Origin of the sequence: Brooklawnia cerclae (assembly GCF_011758645.1) — a bacterium.
In the GTDB taxonomy this organism is placed as follows: domain Bacteria; phylum Actinomycetota; class Actinomycetes; order Propionibacteriales; family Propionibacteriaceae; genus Brooklawnia; species Brooklawnia cerclae.
Genome location: NZ_JAAMOZ010000001.1, coordinates 2890823 through 2902969, shown reverse-complemented (window position 1 = coordinate 2902969; position 12147 = coordinate 2890823). Strand labels below are relative to the sequence as shown.

Sequence of the window (12147 nt, the reverse complement as noted above, 5' to 3'; positions counted from 1 at the left end):
GTTGAGCTGGTGCAGCGCCGGGCATGCCTGCGCGGGGTCGGGGGTGGGCACGTCACACCTCCGCGTTCTTCTCGGCCGCCAGCGCCTCGGACGGCAGACACTCGGTCCACTGCCCACCCAGCCGGGTCGCCTCGTCATCGCTCGGGCGTCCCATGACGAACCAGCCGAGGCCGCCAGAGACGAAGATGTGCGGGAAGAGCCAGTAACCGGTGGTCTCGACGAGATGCGGAGCGCTGGGGATCTCCGGCCTGGAGAACCAGAGGCGATCCCACTCGACGCAGAGCGGGTTGTCCCTGCGCGGGACGTAGACCCCCTTCTTGAAGCCGTTGCGCCACCCATCGGGCTTGGCCGGGAACTCGACTCCGCCGAGTCGGACACTCCACGACGTGCGGCGGATCAACCCGTTCGTCCCGCCCACCCGGCCAACGAATTCGTTGCACTGGTCCACGAACGCGTGATAGGTGCGGGTTTCGGACCTGATCGCCTCGATAGTGGCGGGGTCGGCGGTCTTCGCGTACTGATAGACGGGCATTCAGTCGCCCTCCAGGGCGGCGATGTCGGTGTCGTCCTGCACGCCAGCCGCGACGCGGGCCTCAATCTCAGCGAGACGGTCAGCGGCGCTCATCGCACACCCGCCTCGTGGGCAGCTGTCAGGGCGACGCGGGCGGCGTCCAGCCAGTAGTCGTGCCACGCGAGAGGTCCGGCAGGATCGAGTGGGTTCGGCCTGTCCCACCGGAACGCGTTCCGGTGGGGCTCCTCAATGGCGAACAGCGCCTTGGCGACGGACTCCAGCACCAGATCGTCATGCTGGCCCGAGATTTCGACAGGCTCATAGGTGGCCAAGAAGATGTCTGGCTTGCAGGGATAGAACTCGCCTGCCACGCCCCGGATGATCCAGTCGCCGTAGTCGGCCCAGTGCAGTCCTTCCAGCGTCGAGATGACGAAGCGTCCATCTCGCGGGTCGATGCTGATACCGCTGGCGGGCAGCGGCGTGCGGCCCTCGATGACGTCCAGCACGTCGAACGAGCCGAGCGTGTTCGCCTCGACCCATTGGTAGACGGCGTGGATGTCGGCGTTCGAGCCGATCAACTGCATGGCTTCGATCGCGACGGGCTTCTTGCGGAAGCTTGCCGGTGCGTTCATCGGGCACCTGCCTGGGATGGCGACTGCGCATCTGGAGCACAGGTCCGGGCCGACCCACCAGATGTGATGAGGATGGCGATGTCGGCGTCGTGCTGGTGGGCGGCGATCGCGGCGTCGAGTTCGGCTTGTGTTGTGACGGTGATTCTCACTGGTATGATCCCTTCTGAAGTGGTTGTTTCCGGCGTCCGTCTGTTGCCAAGGCTGCACGCGCACGAGCCGCCTCGGCTGCCGCGCTGGCCCTGGCTTCGGCGGCCCGGGCACGCGCCCGGCTGACCGCAGCCACATCGGCGGCGACCTGGTAGTGCTCGGACGCTGCCAGCGGGGCCATGTGCCGGGTGTCGCTGATCAGGGCGTCCACGATGCGCTGGACGGTTGTGGTGACGGGCGGGACGGTGTAGTTCTCGCTCATTGCTTGTCCTTTCATCTTTCGATCTCGCTCCATGCCCGGCACAGCGGATGTGAGCACATCCACATCGGGCCGGGCACCGGAGCGTGGGTGTCGTGCTCGGCGCGGACGGCTGAGCGCAGGGCGGTAGTTGTCGCGGCGGTCATGATGGTCGCGTCGCAGCGGTCGGCGACGACGTCCACGAGGTCCTCGATGTCGATCTGGTCGACGATGTCGTCGAGCCTGACGTCGACGTCGGCGGTCACAGTGATGGTCTGGCCGGGGATCATGACCGCTCCTTTCCTGCCGCCAGCCCGTGCAGGGTGACGGCGATGATGAGAGCGGCGCAGGCGGCCACGGTCAGGCCGTGCAGGCCGAGGGTGGCGGCGAGGATGGGGAGGGCGGACAGAAACAAGAAGCCCCGCACCGGGATGGGTGCGGGGCGATGGGGGCGGGGATCGGGTGGGGTCATGCGACAAGTCCTTCCTGTGCGCTCCACGTCCGCAGTGGCCATCCGGCTTCGGCTTCGGCCTCGATGTTCGCGGCGGTCTGCTCGTCGCCCTTCTTGGTGCGGAAGTACTTGGCGAGGCTGAGCTTCTGCTGCTGGTGCCATTCCCGCTGACGGTCGAGGCCGAGGTCAGCCGATGCGGCTTGGTCGCCGGGCACGACCGGGAGGTTGGGCGCGAGCTTCCAGGCGAGGCGGGCGGCGGCGTGTGCGTCGGCTCCGGCGTCGTGGGCGTTGTCCAGCAGGATGTCGTAGTGGCGGCACACGTCGGCGAGCTTGCGGGAGCCTCGCCTGAACGGATCGATGCCCTTGTCGATGACGAACGGATCGATGACCATCCCGTCGACCTTGAGCGGTTCGAGCCCCAGCCGCCGGAGTTCGCGGTCCAGGATCGTGATATCGAAGGATGCGTTGAAGGCGACGAGGGAGGCCCCGGCGAGCCAGGCCGCGTTGATGTGCCCGGCTATCTCGGCGATGGCCTCGGCGCGGTCCTGGCCCTCCTGGGTGGCCCGCTCGGTGGTGACGCCGTGGATGCGTGAGGCTTGCTCGGGGATCGGGCGTTCGGGCTTGAGTATCCAGCTCGTCGTCTGCCACCGCCTGCCCTCGGCGATTCCGACGGTGGCGGTGATGATGTGCGCGTCCTCCGGGTCCGCCGAGTCGGTCTCGGTGTCGAATCCCGCGATGGGGGAGTCGCGCCAGCCTGTCCAGGTCATCGGGACTCCTGCGGGAACATCGCTCCGCCGCTCGGTTCGACAACTTCGGCGTCGACGGGTTTTGAGGTGAAGACCTCTCCGGTGACCTCGTCGACGTACTCGCCTTCGGCTGTCTCGTGCGGCGCCGCCTGCTGCTCCAGCCGCGTCGGCGCTGTCCGGCCAGCGTTCTCAGCGATGACATCCTGGGCGGCGCGGAGCTGCTCGCGGCGATACTCGGCTGAGGTGGGGACCCACTTTGCGAGCTGCCGGACCGCCGACTTGAGCCACATCGCGGCAGGGTTGGTCTGCCACGGCGAGTATTCCGAGTTGGCCCCCTGCGACGAGGACTTGATGTGTGAGATGTCGTGCCTGTTGAGGACGACCACCTTGCTGGTGGCGCCGTCCTTCATGACGGCGTAGGCGTAGACGAGGCGTAGCGTGCCGCGGTCCTCGGCGTCCCAGTCGATGATGTGGACGGGTCGCTCGTCACGGCCCGGCTGGTAGCTGAACGTGTCGTCGCTGTAGACGACTTCGGCAACCACGCTGGATACCGCACCCGCCCGGTAGATCAGCTCGATGAGTCCTTGGTAGCCGACGATCCCGAGGATCTCCAGGCGTCCCTTCACTTTCCGGGGTGTCAGGTAGTACTCCTCCGTGCCGGGTTCCAGGCCGAGGCGTGAGGCGTCCAGCAGGCTGGACAGGAACGCGCCGGGGTTGTTGAGGGCCGCGACTTCCAGCTCGAACATTCCAGAATCCCGGTCGCGGCGTCCCTTCTTGAGTGCCCCCTGGGCGACACGGACCCACGTGTCGGCGTTGATATGGGAGGGCAGGACTTGGGCGAAATCCTGCTTGTATTGCGTGATAAGGGCTGTCGCTGACTGCTTCTCTGAGCGGGTGGCGACGGCGTTGCCGATGGTTGTCATGCTGCGTCTCCGTGGTGTGTGAGGGTTGCTTTGCGATCGAGGAGGAGGAATGGCGTGCCGGGCTCGCCGTCCTTGGTTGCCCGGGCGGTCCGGTAGGCGATGCGGGTGCCGTCGATGTCGGCGTGCTTCGCTTTTCCCATGAGGTCGAGGACGGTTGAGATGAGGCGGCGGCGTTCGGCGTCTGCCCTTTTTGCGTTGGCGTCTGCGGCGAGCAGATCGCGCCCTATTGATGGCGGGATCTCGATGCGGCTCCCGTCGATGTCTGGATGGAGCTGCCGGACGGCCTGGTAGGTCTCGTCTGATCCGTCGATGACCGGACGCCTTCCCTCGGCGATCGAGTCGAGGAAGGCGCGGCCTTCGCGGACCATGAGCGCCACGTCTTCCTCATCCTGGAAGACCGTGTATTCGCGGTAGTCGCAGGCGCCGATGAGGACGGCGAAGTGGCAGGCTGGCAGGCCGAGCACGTGCATGTACCAGCGGGCCTGTGTGAGGTAGTAGACCGGCACCTGGTCGGATCCGGTCTCGCCCCACTCATCGCCACGCATCGGGTGTTTGACCTCGACGAGTGCGGGGGTGTCAGACCCGTCGCGGTAGGCGAGCCCGTCCGGTGAGGCGATCTTCCAGCCGTCGAGGAGGTAGGTGGCTCCGGTGACCATCCGAGACGTGTGGTGGTCTTCGGCCCATCGCTGCCTGATGGCGTCTTCCAGCCTCCTGCCCCATTCCATCTCCGGGCTGTCCTCGGCGGCGTCGATGATCCCGGCCTTGCGGTGCCACAGGGAGAATCGGGACTCGAATGGCGATAGGCCGAGCACTGCGGCGATCTCGGATCCTCCGAGTCGGGCGGTGCGCTGGGAGTGCCACTGCGGTGATCCTGGAGTGTGGGACTCGATGCGTTCAGGCCCATCCATCACCGGACCCTCCTTCCTGCCGCGGTCACCTCGTCCTCCAGGACGGGGCAGGGGTCGTACCACATGCCGCCGTCGTTGGTCTCGATGAGGACTCTCCCGGTGCCGTGGCAGACCGGGCATGTCTGGCGGTGGAGACGCTCGGCCTCCGTGGCGATGTCGTTGAGGAGCGCCACGTGCTCGGCCTCGCGTGCGCGGTCGGAGATGTCCTCCCATGCGTCGGCGAACGCGCGGTCCTCGGTGGTGTAGCCGGGCATCATGCGCCCCCGTGGGTGGGGATCAGGTGGTGGTCCTCCCCGGCTTGGAGCAGTAGTGCAGCGCGGAGCCACGACAGCTGTGCTTCGGCCGGTCGCGGCCAGTCGTCCGGCAGGTCGTCGAGCGTTCCCTGCCAGCGGTCGTACCACTCGCCATGCTCGTCCTTGGGCAGACCAGGTGGCGGGGATACCCACCACCCGATCTCGCCGGAGTCGGCCTCGACGAACAGGATCGAGCCGTCACACTCTCCGCCGTGCAGGCGGAAGCTGATTTGGGCGGTCAGCATGCCCGGCAGCGTCTCGGTGCTCATCGCTCCTCCTTGGATGCGCGGCGGGCGGGGATGACGATCGGGTCGGGAAGACTCTGAACGTACGGGCCGACAGCCCGCTTGGACTCCGGCCCCTCCTCGACGACGATCTGGCGGATCATCTCGAAGGCGACGAGGCGTGCGTCGGACGGGTCAAGCCTGTCGGGGTTGCGGACAGCGAGTGCGACCTCGTCGGCGATGCGGGTGAGCTGGTCGTTGAGATGGTCGCGCTCGGCCATCAACTGGTCGGCGCGCTCGGCAAGGGAGTGGATGGTCTTGGCGGCGGTGTCGGTGACGGCGCTGGCGAACAGAGCCTTCGGGTCGATGACAGTGGACATGTGAGGGTCCCTTCTGTGTGGTCAGTGGCTGGTGAGGGCTCGGTCGGTGTGGGCGTCGAGCCATGCCCGGATGACCGAGCGGTGGATGTAGTAGCGGGCCTTCTTGTCGCTTCCGAGGCGCAGGCAGGTGATCTCGCGGCCCGCGCACATGTCGCGGATCGTCTTCTCGTGGCGCGGCATATAGGCGGTCGCCTCGCGCGGGGTCAGGTAGCCCGCGGCGTTGCCGGCGAACTCCAACGGGGTGGGCATCAGGCCCTCCCGTGTGCGTGCTTGCGGCGTTCGACGCGCAGGCCCGCCCAGTGCTGGAGCCGCCAGCCGATGTCGTAGACGAGGCGTTCGAGGGGGGTCATGCGAGGAGTCCCGGCTGAACCGCGTTGAGATATCCGGCACCGACGCGGCGCATCTTCTGGATGGCGTCGCTCGCGATGACGTCGTACTCGCTGGCGGCGCTCATCACATCGCCCGCCTCGCGGTAGCGGTTCAGTGCCGACTCGCGCAGGTCGTCGGAGGTCCACAGGCCGAGCGTCTTGTCATCTCCGCTCTGTGTGCCCAGCGGGTAGCTGTGGCCGAGCAGCGCTTCAACCCCGGCCGGTACCAGTTCGGGGGTTGTCGTCCACGAGTCGATGACCCATTCGAGATCCTTGCGCAGGTTGTTCGCACGCTTGCGGCGCACGCCCTGGAGCACGTTCTGCACGAGGTGGGCGGCTTCGCGATCAACATCCCGGGGCGTGTCGGCGAGCATGGCGGCAACCTCGGGGATGAGCGCCTGCCGCACGTCGTCGAGCCGCACCTGGGTTCCGGCCTCCCGGACGATCTCGTCGTAGCGGAAGGTGATGAAGTCGGCGCCGTCCTGGGTGGAGAGTTTCATTTGGTCACGCCCTTCTGGATAGTGGTGAGGAAGTCGATCGCGCCTTGTATCCGGGAGCGGGTCAGGCGCAGGGGCTGGGGCACGAAGTCGGCCTCGTGCGGGTAGAACTCGCGCAGGAAGATCGCGCCGTAGTCGGCGCCGTCCTGGAGCTTGAAGATCGCTTCGGCGATGTGCGTGCATGTGTCGCGCCAGCCCATCTCGATCTCGCGCTGGCGTTTGCGCTGCTTCTCGGTATCGGCGAGGTGGGCGGCGTGTGCCGCCTTGATGGACATGCCGCCGGACTCGACCTGTTCGAGGTACTTGCTTCGCTCCTTGGTGAGCGTGCCGAGCATCCGGTCGTTGGCTTCCTTCTCCCGGATGGTCGCCTCACGTTTGCGCTGCGCCTCGATCGCCTTGGCGCGGTGCTCGGCGTCCACGGCGTCGCGGCGTTCCTTGGCGAGTTCGTAGGCGCGGTCGAGGGGGAGGGCGCCCGATGCGACCTGTTCGACTACATCCGATGCCCAATCAATGACGACGCCGCATTGAGTAATCGCTTTGACCCACGACGATTCACTATTCGTGGAAGAACTTCCACGAATGATTCCGCGCCCCTTAGCTCCGTCCCACTTGCCATCCTTCCGGCGCCCGTCCGCGTCCAACACCAGCGCGGTCGCCATGGCCCGGGCCCCGGTGGACATGTTGCGCCGGGTCACGTTGCAGTCGATGACGTACTCGGCGAGATCGTCGCCGCCGTACTCGACAGTGGTGGGCTCAATCCCAGCCATCTCGCACGCCTTGGCGCGGTTGCGGCCGTCGAGGATCAGGCCGTCGGGAGTGACGACCACCGGTTGCCGTAGCCCGTTCTCGTGGATGGAGTCGGAGAGTTCGGCGAGCTCCGCTTCGGGCAGCATCGGGAACTTGTCGGCATATGGATGGACGCCCGTGATTGCGCTCATTCCTCACCTCCGACGAGCCTTTTGATTTCGGCGTAGGACTCTGGCGGCAGGAAGGACCTGAGCCTGCGCATCGCCTCGGCCTGCCCGATGGGTGCGGTCTTGACTAGCGCTGCGACGGCGGGCAGGTTGATGACGACCTCCGGCTGGCCGTCAACGATGGCGACGTTCCAGTCGGGCGTGGTTGGCGTCGTCATGCCGATGCCTTTCCGTCGATACCGCCGAGGGCGACATAGAGCTTCTGAAGCCCCTTCGGCGTCACGCGCATCTGCGGTGGCGGGACGACGAGCTTCTCAGTCGCGGTGTCCCAGTAGGGCTTCTGCGCCTTGGTGGCGAGCAGCCCGGCGTTGACCTTGTCCTGCATCGGATGCCACACGCTCTCGCGGCGGTATGCCCAGCCGTGCTTGCCCATCCACTTGAACAGCAGGACGGGCCCGGTGCTGATGGCCGGATCGCGGTTGAGGATCTTGGCGGCATCCGCGACCGAGTAGTCGCCTCGCGCGTCGGCCAGGAACTGCCACGCGCGGGCTGGCGGTTCGAGAACGGCCACACGCGCCTTGGTGACCTCGTGCGCCTCAACCTCGGACGCGAGCTCCCGGAGAGCCTCGGCGTACGACTGCGGGAGCGCGCGCGTCTGCTCGGCGAGCTCGGCCTCGCGGGTGCGCACCGCGAAGTACGCCTGCGCGGCGGCGATCTCGGGCTTGCGGGGGTCGCCATTCATGAAGACGAGGTAGGCGGCGAAGCGTGTCAGGTGGTAATCCCTGACCGTGCTTGGACCTACTGCGATTCCCCTTGTCGCGCCGATCTTACTGGCTTCAGTAAACTCGTGATCGGCTTCGTGCCCCTGGTTCGTCGCGGCGATCTTGGCACGCTCGATGGCTACTTCGAAGTTCTGCCACTTGTCGTAACCGGTGGCAACCATGAGGTCTCGCGCGGACCAGTACTCGCTGCCGTCAGGCCTGGTCTGCCGGATCGAATCGAAGGGTGATTGTGCGGTCGGCTGACCGACTTGGATGAGGGTCATTTGATATGCTCCTTGTTGGTCGATGAAGACGAAGACGCCCACCCGGTTGCATCGGGTGGGCGTCGTTTGCGTTGCGGGGGCGTTCAGACCCGGTTGGTCGGCCGCTCGGTGGCGTTCCACGTGCTGCGGATACTGGCGGTCGCGTGCCCGGTGGAATCGATCTGGCTGGCGATCAAGTCACCGGTCGGGTCGACGTTCGCCGACGAGTCGCCGACGATCCGGGTGAGGTGGGGTACGAACTCCTCGCGCTCGGGGATCGCGGCCACCGTCTTGAGGTAGATGGCGTGGGCCTTGCGGGGCGACAAGTACTTGCCCACTGCTCGCATCGCTTCGATGAGGGCTAGTTCGTCGGGGCAGAGCTCTTCCGATGCTTCGGGGCTCAACTTGTCCGGCTGGCCGTCCCGGGGCCCGTGACTCTGGGCCTGGGTTGTGCGCCCCCGCTCGGGGGCTCGGACGCTCATTCGTCGGCCTCTGGCCGGATGATGGAGATCTGCGGCACGCAGAGGGCTTGGGCGATGCGGGCGATCGCCTTCTGGCCGGGCTTCTTGCGCCCGACCTCGATGTTGGTGATGTAGGAGCGCGACAGCAGGGCCGCGTGCGACAGCTGCTCTTGAGTCATGCCCCGCATCTCCCGCATCTGGCGGATGGTGGCGCCGATGCGTGCAAGCTCAGGATCGAGTTCCTGGCTACTTGGTGCGAAGTTCGTCATGTCAGGAACTATATGTGAACATCAGGGAACTAGTCAAGAGGTAACCGGGAAACATGGCCAACTGATTATGAACTTGCTAGTCAGATGGAAGAACTTCGCTGTAACTACACGCGTGTATTCCAGCGTTTCGTTCCCTAGACTTCGGTTGTGCCCGCTTGATGTTTCTTTCGGGCACGTCAGACCATCGAGCCATGGAAGAACAGGGACATGCCAACAGAGGCCGGGAAGAGGGCCGCACGCCTAGCCGTGCGGCGTGCGATGGCTGGCGAGACGCAGCAGGCCTTCGCCGAACGCGCCGGGGTCGACCAGACGACGCTGGGAACATTCCTCAACGGGTCTCGCTGGCCCCGTTCGTCAACCCTGACGAAGATCGAGGACGCTTTGAGTCTGACCCCTGGCACGCTCGCGGCCTTTGGAGAAGAAGTGCTGCCCGCCCCGGACGACGGGCCGGAGCGGACGGAGGCCTCGAAGTTGACCGACGATCAGCTCCTGACCGAGCTGACCTATCGCGTGGCCCGCCTGCGCCGGCGAGTGGAGGAACTGGAGGAACCCGCCGGGCGCGAACTTGCCCGGGAGCGGGAAAGACTTGAGTTCCTGAGAACGCTGGACGCGGACGACAGGGAGGGGCAGGACATCGGCGAGGAGTGGACCGCTCTGAACTGGCTCGCCGACGAACGCGGCTGGGGTCCGGAGGATGCCAGCAACTACGAACTCCTGTGCCGGCGGCTCGACGCGCTGATCTACCAGAGACGCGCCGAGCGGGAGCGTGGATCCGCGCCCCGCCCCACCCCGCTGCGCCAGTCGTCCGGTCAATATCGCATGCGCCCCGCCTCACAGGCCGCTCACAGGGGGAGCAAAATGAAGAGCAGGATCACCAGCGCCCAGGATGCCGCCGGTGAGGAGAACCAGGACCCGGGGGCAACTGACCCCGCCTGACCGAGGGGGAAGCCGTGAAACACTCTGCCGTCGCCGTGCCGATCGCCGCTCTGGCGCTGCTGCTGGCCGGATGTGGAGGTGGCGGGTCGGGAGTGAGCGACACCCCGACCCCCACGCCGACACCAACGCCGGAGGAGTTCTCTGTGCTCGGCTATCTGACCATCGACCAGGCAGCGATCTACGCCTCGGACGGCGACTCGTGCACGGGATACGACGGATACTCCGACATCGGCGAGGGTACCCAGGTGAAGGTGAGCGATGCGTCCGGCAAGGTCATCGCCATCGGCGATCTCAGCTCCGGGACGGCCCGCGACAACTACCCGCAGCTCCAGGGGACCGACGCGTGCGAGTTCATGATCAGTGCGGTCGTCCCGGTCACCGGCGACGACATCTATGGCATCGAGGTCGGGTCTCGCGGCGTGGTGAACTTCGAGCGGGAGACGTGGGGCGATATCACCCACGTCGACCTCACTCTGGGCTGACTGTCGCACCCCTAGTCCAGACTGCTGTCATGCATCATCCGTGGCGCGGATTCCGGGGGGAGTCCGCGTGGACACTGAGGTGGGCGCCGCTCCCGGGGGATCTGCGGGGCTACACCGACTGGGACGCCCGGTGCGTCGTCCTGGACGATCATCTGCTCCAGGTGGAGCGGCGGGTGACGATCTGTCACGAGACTGTCCATATCGAGCGTGGGCCGATCCCATCGGACCCAGTGTTGGTCGCCCGTGAGGAGTCGGCGGTCGAGCAGGAGACAGCCCGGCGCCTGATCGACGTCCACGATCTCGGTGAGGCTCTGGCGTGGGCGCACAGTCTCGACGAGGCTGCTGACGAGCTGTGGGTCGACGGGGATACTCTGCGCGTCCGGCTGGAGCATCTCGATCCCGTGGAGCTCGACTATCTCCATCACCGTCTGGGGTGAGTTGTGGCCATCGACGACCTGTGGGTCCGCAGGGACGGGACTCCGACCAAGCGCAACGGCCGGGGTCTGCGCTATCGGGTCCGCGTCGAGGGCTATCCGACGTCGTCGCATCGCACCTCCAAGGAGGCCGAGCGGATCAATGCTCAGCGGATCGCTGCCGGTCCGCCGACGCCGAAGTCGACGGTGACGGTCGGGGACATGCTCGATCGCTGGCTGGCCGGGAAGCGCGCCCTGTCGCCGAATGGCTTCAAGGCGTGTTCGGCTGCCGCACGTCAGGCGCGGGAGCACTGGGGGAGCGTCCTGGCCGCGGACGTGACGCGCACGGACGTCCAGGAGTGGATCGGCTCCATGACCTCGCTGGACCTGTCGAAACGCCCCGAGGACGGGCAGCCGCAGCCGGTGCGTCCTGCTGCGGGGTCGACGCGCGCGAAGGCGCTACAGGCGCTCTCAGGGGCTCTGGAGATAGCTATCGATCTCGGAGCGATCGATGCGAACCCGTGCCGGAAGGTGTCTGCGGGGCGGCAGGCGAGGCGTGCGGTGGAGACGCTGACCCCGGCCGAGCTGGCGGGGCTGGCTGCGGCGGCGGGAAAGCGCGATGAGGCGATGGTCTGGGCGCTCGGCACGTGCGGCATCAGGATCGGCGAGGCGTGTGCGCTGGATGTCGGCGACGTGGATGTGAGGCGCCGGCGTCTGATGGTGCGCAAGGCCAAGGACGGCGAGCCCCGCGAGGTCCCGATCCCGGAGTCCGTGCTGGGCAGGCTCGCCCTCAAGGGCCGCGACCGGAGCGAGCCGCTGTTCCTGTCTCCGGCAGGGAAGCGGATTGATCCGCACAACTGGCGCCCGAGGGTGTTCGACAAGGCGGCGAAGAGGATCGGCAGGCCGGACATCACTCCGCACGTCCTGAGGCACACGGCGGCGAGCCTGGCGATCCGGTCGGGGGCGGACGTGAAGGCGGTGCAGCGGATGCTCGGGCATGCCACCGCGAAGCTGACGCTCGACACCTACGGCCACCTCTGGGACGCTGGTCTCGATGATGTGGCCACGCGGATGGACGGGCTGATCGGTGGCGGTGACGGCTAGGTGCCTGGCGAGCAGCGTTTACCGATTCTTGACACGTGCCGCCTGACTAGTCCGTCCATACGCCTTGTAAGCGAAGGGTCGAGGGTTCGACTCCCTCCGGGGGCTCCTCGGGAGTCCGGCCATCGAGGCCGGTTCGCACCGGTCGAGGGGCAAGGAAGCGAAAAGGGATCAGATTCCGATGGTGCGAATCGCTTCGCCCCAGCGGGACGCGGCCTGGCCTCCCCGG

The 12147-nt window shown here is 66.8% G+C and carries 22 protein-coding genes and 1 tRNA gene; 5 read left to right on the top strand and 18 right to left on the bottom strand.

What is annotated here, in order from left to right; translation table 11 throughout:
* Positions 1-52: 52 nt before the first annotated feature.
* From FB473_RS13510 to FB473_RS13425, 18 genes are all read right to left on the bottom strand, one after another.
* On the bottom strand, positions 53-532 hold the full coding sequence (locus FB473_RS13510) for a hypothetical protein (protein WP_167168726.1): 480 nt from the start codon (positions 530-532) through the stop codon (positions 53-55).
* Positions 533-621: 89 nt separating this feature from the next.
* Positions 622-1143 (bottom strand): hypothetical protein, encoded by a 522-nt coding sequence (locus FB473_RS17710; RefSeq protein ID WP_208390570.1) that lies wholly within the window; start codon positions 1141-1143, stop codon positions 622-624.
* Positions 1144-1288: 145 nt separating this feature from the next.
* On the bottom strand, positions 1289-1552 hold the full coding sequence (locus FB473_RS13500; protein WP_167168724.1) for a hypothetical protein: 264 nt from the start codon (positions 1550-1552) through the stop codon (positions 1289-1291).
* An 11-nt stretch (positions 1553-1563) separates the two neighbouring features.
* Positions 1564-1818, bottom strand: coding sequence for a hypothetical protein (locus tag FB473_RS13495; protein ID WP_167168722.1), 255 nt, complete (start codon positions 1816-1818; stop codon positions 1564-1566).
* Positions 1815-2000, bottom strand: coding sequence for a hypothetical protein (locus FB473_RS13490; RefSeq protein ID WP_167168720.1), 186 nt, complete (start codon positions 1998-2000; stop codon positions 1815-1817). The genes FB473_RS13495 and FB473_RS13490 overlap by 4 nt, the downstream gene beginning before the upstream one ends.
* Positions 1997-2746 carry an exonuclease domain-containing protein gene (locus FB473_RS13485; protein ID WP_167168718.1) on the bottom strand — a complete coding sequence of 250 codons (750 nt, stop codon included), beginning with the start codon at positions 2744-2746 and terminating at the stop codon, positions 1997-1999. Before FB473_RS13485 ends, FB473_RS13490 begins: the two co-directional genes overlap by 4 nt.
* Positions 2743-3648 (bottom strand): recombinase RecT, encoded by a 906-nt coding sequence (locus tag FB473_RS13480; RefSeq protein ID WP_167168714.1) that lies wholly within the window; start codon positions 3646-3648, stop codon positions 2743-2745. The genes FB473_RS13485 and FB473_RS13480 overlap by 4 nt, the downstream gene beginning before the upstream one ends.
* Positions 3645-4556 (bottom strand): YqaJ viral recombinase family nuclease, encoded by a 912-nt coding sequence (locus FB473_RS13475; protein ID WP_167168710.1) that lies wholly within the window; start codon positions 4554-4556, stop codon positions 3645-3647. The genes FB473_RS13480 and FB473_RS13475 overlap by 4 nt, the downstream gene beginning before the upstream one ends.
* Positions 4556-4810 carry a zinc finger-like domain-containing protein gene (locus FB473_RS13470; protein WP_167168708.1) on the bottom strand — a complete coding sequence of 85 codons (255 nt, stop codon included), beginning with the start codon at positions 4808-4810 and terminating at the stop codon, positions 4556-4558. The genes FB473_RS13475 and FB473_RS13470 overlap by 1 nt, the downstream gene beginning before the upstream one ends.
* Positions 4810-5118: a hypothetical protein gene (locus FB473_RS13465; protein WP_167168705.1), complete on the bottom strand. Its 309-nt coding sequence runs from the start codon at positions 5116-5118 to the stop codon at positions 4810-4812. The genes FB473_RS13470 and FB473_RS13465 overlap by 1 nt, the downstream gene beginning before the upstream one ends.
* Positions 5115-5453, bottom strand: coding sequence for a hypothetical protein (locus FB473_RS13460; RefSeq protein WP_167168702.1), 339 nt, complete (start codon positions 5451-5453; stop codon positions 5115-5117). The genes FB473_RS13465 and FB473_RS13460 overlap by 4 nt, the downstream gene beginning before the upstream one ends.
* A 21-nt stretch (positions 5454-5474) precedes the next feature.
* Positions 5475-5702 carry a helix-turn-helix domain-containing protein gene (locus tag FB473_RS13455; protein WP_167168698.1) on the bottom strand — a complete coding sequence of 76 codons (228 nt, stop codon included), beginning with the start codon at positions 5700-5702 and terminating at the stop codon, positions 5475-5477.
* A 97-nt stretch (positions 5703-5799) separates the two neighbouring features.
* On the bottom strand, positions 5800-6321 hold the full coding sequence (locus FB473_RS13450; protein WP_167168695.1) for a hypothetical protein: 522 nt from the start codon (positions 6319-6321) through the stop codon (positions 5800-5802).
* Positions 6318-7256 (bottom strand): ParB/RepB/Spo0J family partition protein, encoded by a 939-nt coding sequence (locus FB473_RS13445; protein WP_167168691.1) that lies wholly within the window; start codon positions 7254-7256, stop codon positions 6318-6320. The genes FB473_RS13450 and FB473_RS13445 overlap by 4 nt, the downstream gene beginning before the upstream one ends.
* Positions 7253-7450, bottom strand: coding sequence for a hypothetical protein (locus FB473_RS13440; RefSeq protein ID WP_167168688.1), 198 nt, complete (start codon positions 7448-7450; stop codon positions 7253-7255). Before FB473_RS13440 ends, FB473_RS13445 begins: the two co-directional genes overlap by 4 nt.
* The gene (locus FB473_RS13435; RefSeq protein WP_167168684.1) at positions 7447-8277 is read right to left on the bottom strand and encodes a phage antirepressor KilAC domain-containing protein; all 831 of its coding nucleotides are present in this window, start codon (positions 8275-8277) and stop codon (positions 7447-7449) included. The genes FB473_RS13440 and FB473_RS13435 overlap by 4 nt, the downstream gene beginning before the upstream one ends.
* Positions 8278-8360: 83 nt before the next feature.
* On the bottom strand, positions 8361-8603 hold the full coding sequence (locus FB473_RS13430) for a hypothetical protein (protein WP_167168681.1): 243 nt from the start codon (positions 8601-8603) through the stop codon (positions 8361-8363).
* Positions 8604-8734: 131 nt separating this feature from the next.
* The gene (locus FB473_RS13425) at positions 8735-8986 is read right to left on the bottom strand and encodes a helix-turn-helix domain-containing protein (protein ID WP_167168678.1); all 252 of its coding nucleotides are present in this window, start codon (positions 8984-8986) and stop codon (positions 8735-8737) included.
* Between the two features lie 207 nt (positions 8987-9193).
* On the opposite strand from FB473_RS13425, the gene FB473_RS13420 reads away from it, so the two are divergent.
* The 5 genes from FB473_RS13420 (at position 9194) to FB473_RS13400 (ending at position 12026) form a co-directional block, all read left to right on the top strand.
* Entirely contained in the window at positions 9194-9922 is a 729-nt protein-coding gene (locus tag FB473_RS13420) for a helix-turn-helix domain-containing protein (protein WP_167168675.1), read from the top strand.
* A 14-nt stretch (positions 9923-9936) separates the two neighbouring features.
* Complete coding sequence (locus FB473_RS13415; protein WP_167163668.1) at positions 9937-10404, top strand: hypothetical protein; 468 nt, start codon at positions 9937-9939, stop codon at positions 10402-10404.
* Between the two features lie 29 nt (positions 10405-10433).
* Positions 10434-10841, top strand: coding sequence for a hypothetical protein (locus FB473_RS13410; protein ID WP_208390569.1), 408 nt, complete (start codon positions 10434-10436; stop codon positions 10839-10841).
* A 3-nt stretch (positions 10842-10844) separates the two neighbouring features.
* Positions 10845-11921 (top strand): tyrosine-type recombinase/integrase, encoded by a 1077-nt coding sequence (locus tag FB473_RS18060; protein WP_167168672.1) that lies wholly within the window; start codon positions 10845-10847, stop codon positions 11919-11921.
* A 40-nt stretch (positions 11922-11961) separates the two neighbouring features.
* Positions 11962-12026, top strand: a tRNA-Thr gene (locus FB473_RS13400).
* Positions 12027-12147: the final 121 nt, after the last annotated feature.

Bases quoted from the DNA above. Each gene is read 5' to 3' on its own strand.
- FB473_RS13510 (WP_167168726.1), bottom strand. From the start codon at position 532: ATGCCCGTCTATCAGTACGCGAAGACCGCCGACCCCGCCACTATCGAG.
- FB473_RS17710 (WP_208390570.1), bottom strand. From the start codon at position 1,143: ATGAACGCACCGGCAAGCTTCCGCAAGAAGCCCGTCGCGATCGAAGCC.
- FB473_RS13500 (WP_167168724.1), bottom strand. From the start codon at position 1,552: ATGAGCGAGAACTACACCGTCCCGCCCGTCACCACAACCGTCCAGCGC.
- FB473_RS13495 (WP_167168722.1), bottom strand. From the start codon at position 1,818: ATGATCCCCGGCCAGACCATCACTGTGACCGCCGACGTCGACGTCAGG.
- FB473_RS13490 (WP_167168720.1), bottom strand. From the start codon at position 2,000: ATGACCCCACCCGATCCCCGCCCCCATCGCCCCGCACCCATCCCGGTG.
- FB473_RS13485 (WP_167168718.1), bottom strand. From the start codon at position 2,746: ATGACCTGGACAGGCTGGCGCGACTCCCCCATCGCGGGATTCGACACC.
- FB473_RS13480 (WP_167168714.1), bottom strand. From the start codon at position 3,648: ATGACAACCATCGGCAACGCCGTCGCCACCCGCTCAGAGAAGCAGTCA.
- FB473_RS13475 (WP_167168710.1), bottom strand. From the start codon at position 4,556: ATGGATGGGCCTGAACGCATCGAGTCCCACACTCCAGGATCACCGCAG.
- FB473_RS13470 (WP_167168708.1), bottom strand. From the start codon at position 4,810: ATGCCCGGCTACACCACCGAGGACCGCGCGTTCGCCGACGCATGGGAG.
- FB473_RS13465 (WP_167168705.1), bottom strand. From the start codon at position 5,118: ATGAGCACCGAGACGCTGCCGGGCATGCTGACCGCCCAAATCAGCTTC.
- FB473_RS13460 (WP_167168702.1), bottom strand. From the start codon at position 5,453: ATGTCCACTGTCATCGACCCGAAGGCTCTGTTCGCCAGCGCCGTCACC.
- FB473_RS13455 (WP_167168698.1), bottom strand. From the start codon at position 5,702: ATGCCCACCCCGTTGGAGTTCGCCGGCAACGCCGCGGGCTACCTGACC.
- FB473_RS13450 (WP_167168695.1), bottom strand. From the start codon at position 6,321: ATGAAACTCTCCACCCAGGACGGCGCCGACTTCATCACCTTCCGCTAC.
- FB473_RS13445 (WP_167168691.1), bottom strand. From the start codon at position 7,256: ATGAGCGCAATCACGGGCGTCCATCCATATGCCGACAAGTTCCCGATG.
- FB473_RS13440 (WP_167168688.1), bottom strand. From the start codon at position 7,450: ATGACGACGCCAACCACGCCCGACTGGAACGTCGCCATCGTTGACGGC.
- FB473_RS13435 (WP_167168684.1), bottom strand. From the start codon at position 8,277: ATGACCCTCATCCAAGTCGGTCAGCCGACCGCACAATCACCCTTCGAT.
- FB473_RS13430 (WP_167168681.1), bottom strand. From the start codon at position 8,603: ATGCGAGCAGTGGGCAAGTACTTGTCGCCCCGCAAGGCCCACGCCATC.
- FB473_RS13425 (WP_167168678.1), bottom strand. From the start codon at position 8,986: ATGACGAACTTCGCACCAAGTAGCCAGGAACTCGATCCTGAGCTTGCA.
- FB473_RS13420 (WP_167168675.1), top strand. From the start codon at position 9,194: ATGCCAACAGAGGCCGGGAAGAGGGCCGCACGCCTAGCCGTGCGGCGT.
- FB473_RS13410 (WP_208390569.1), top strand. From the start codon at position 10,434: ATGCATCATCCGTGGCGCGGATTCCGGGGGGAGTCCGCGTGGACACTG.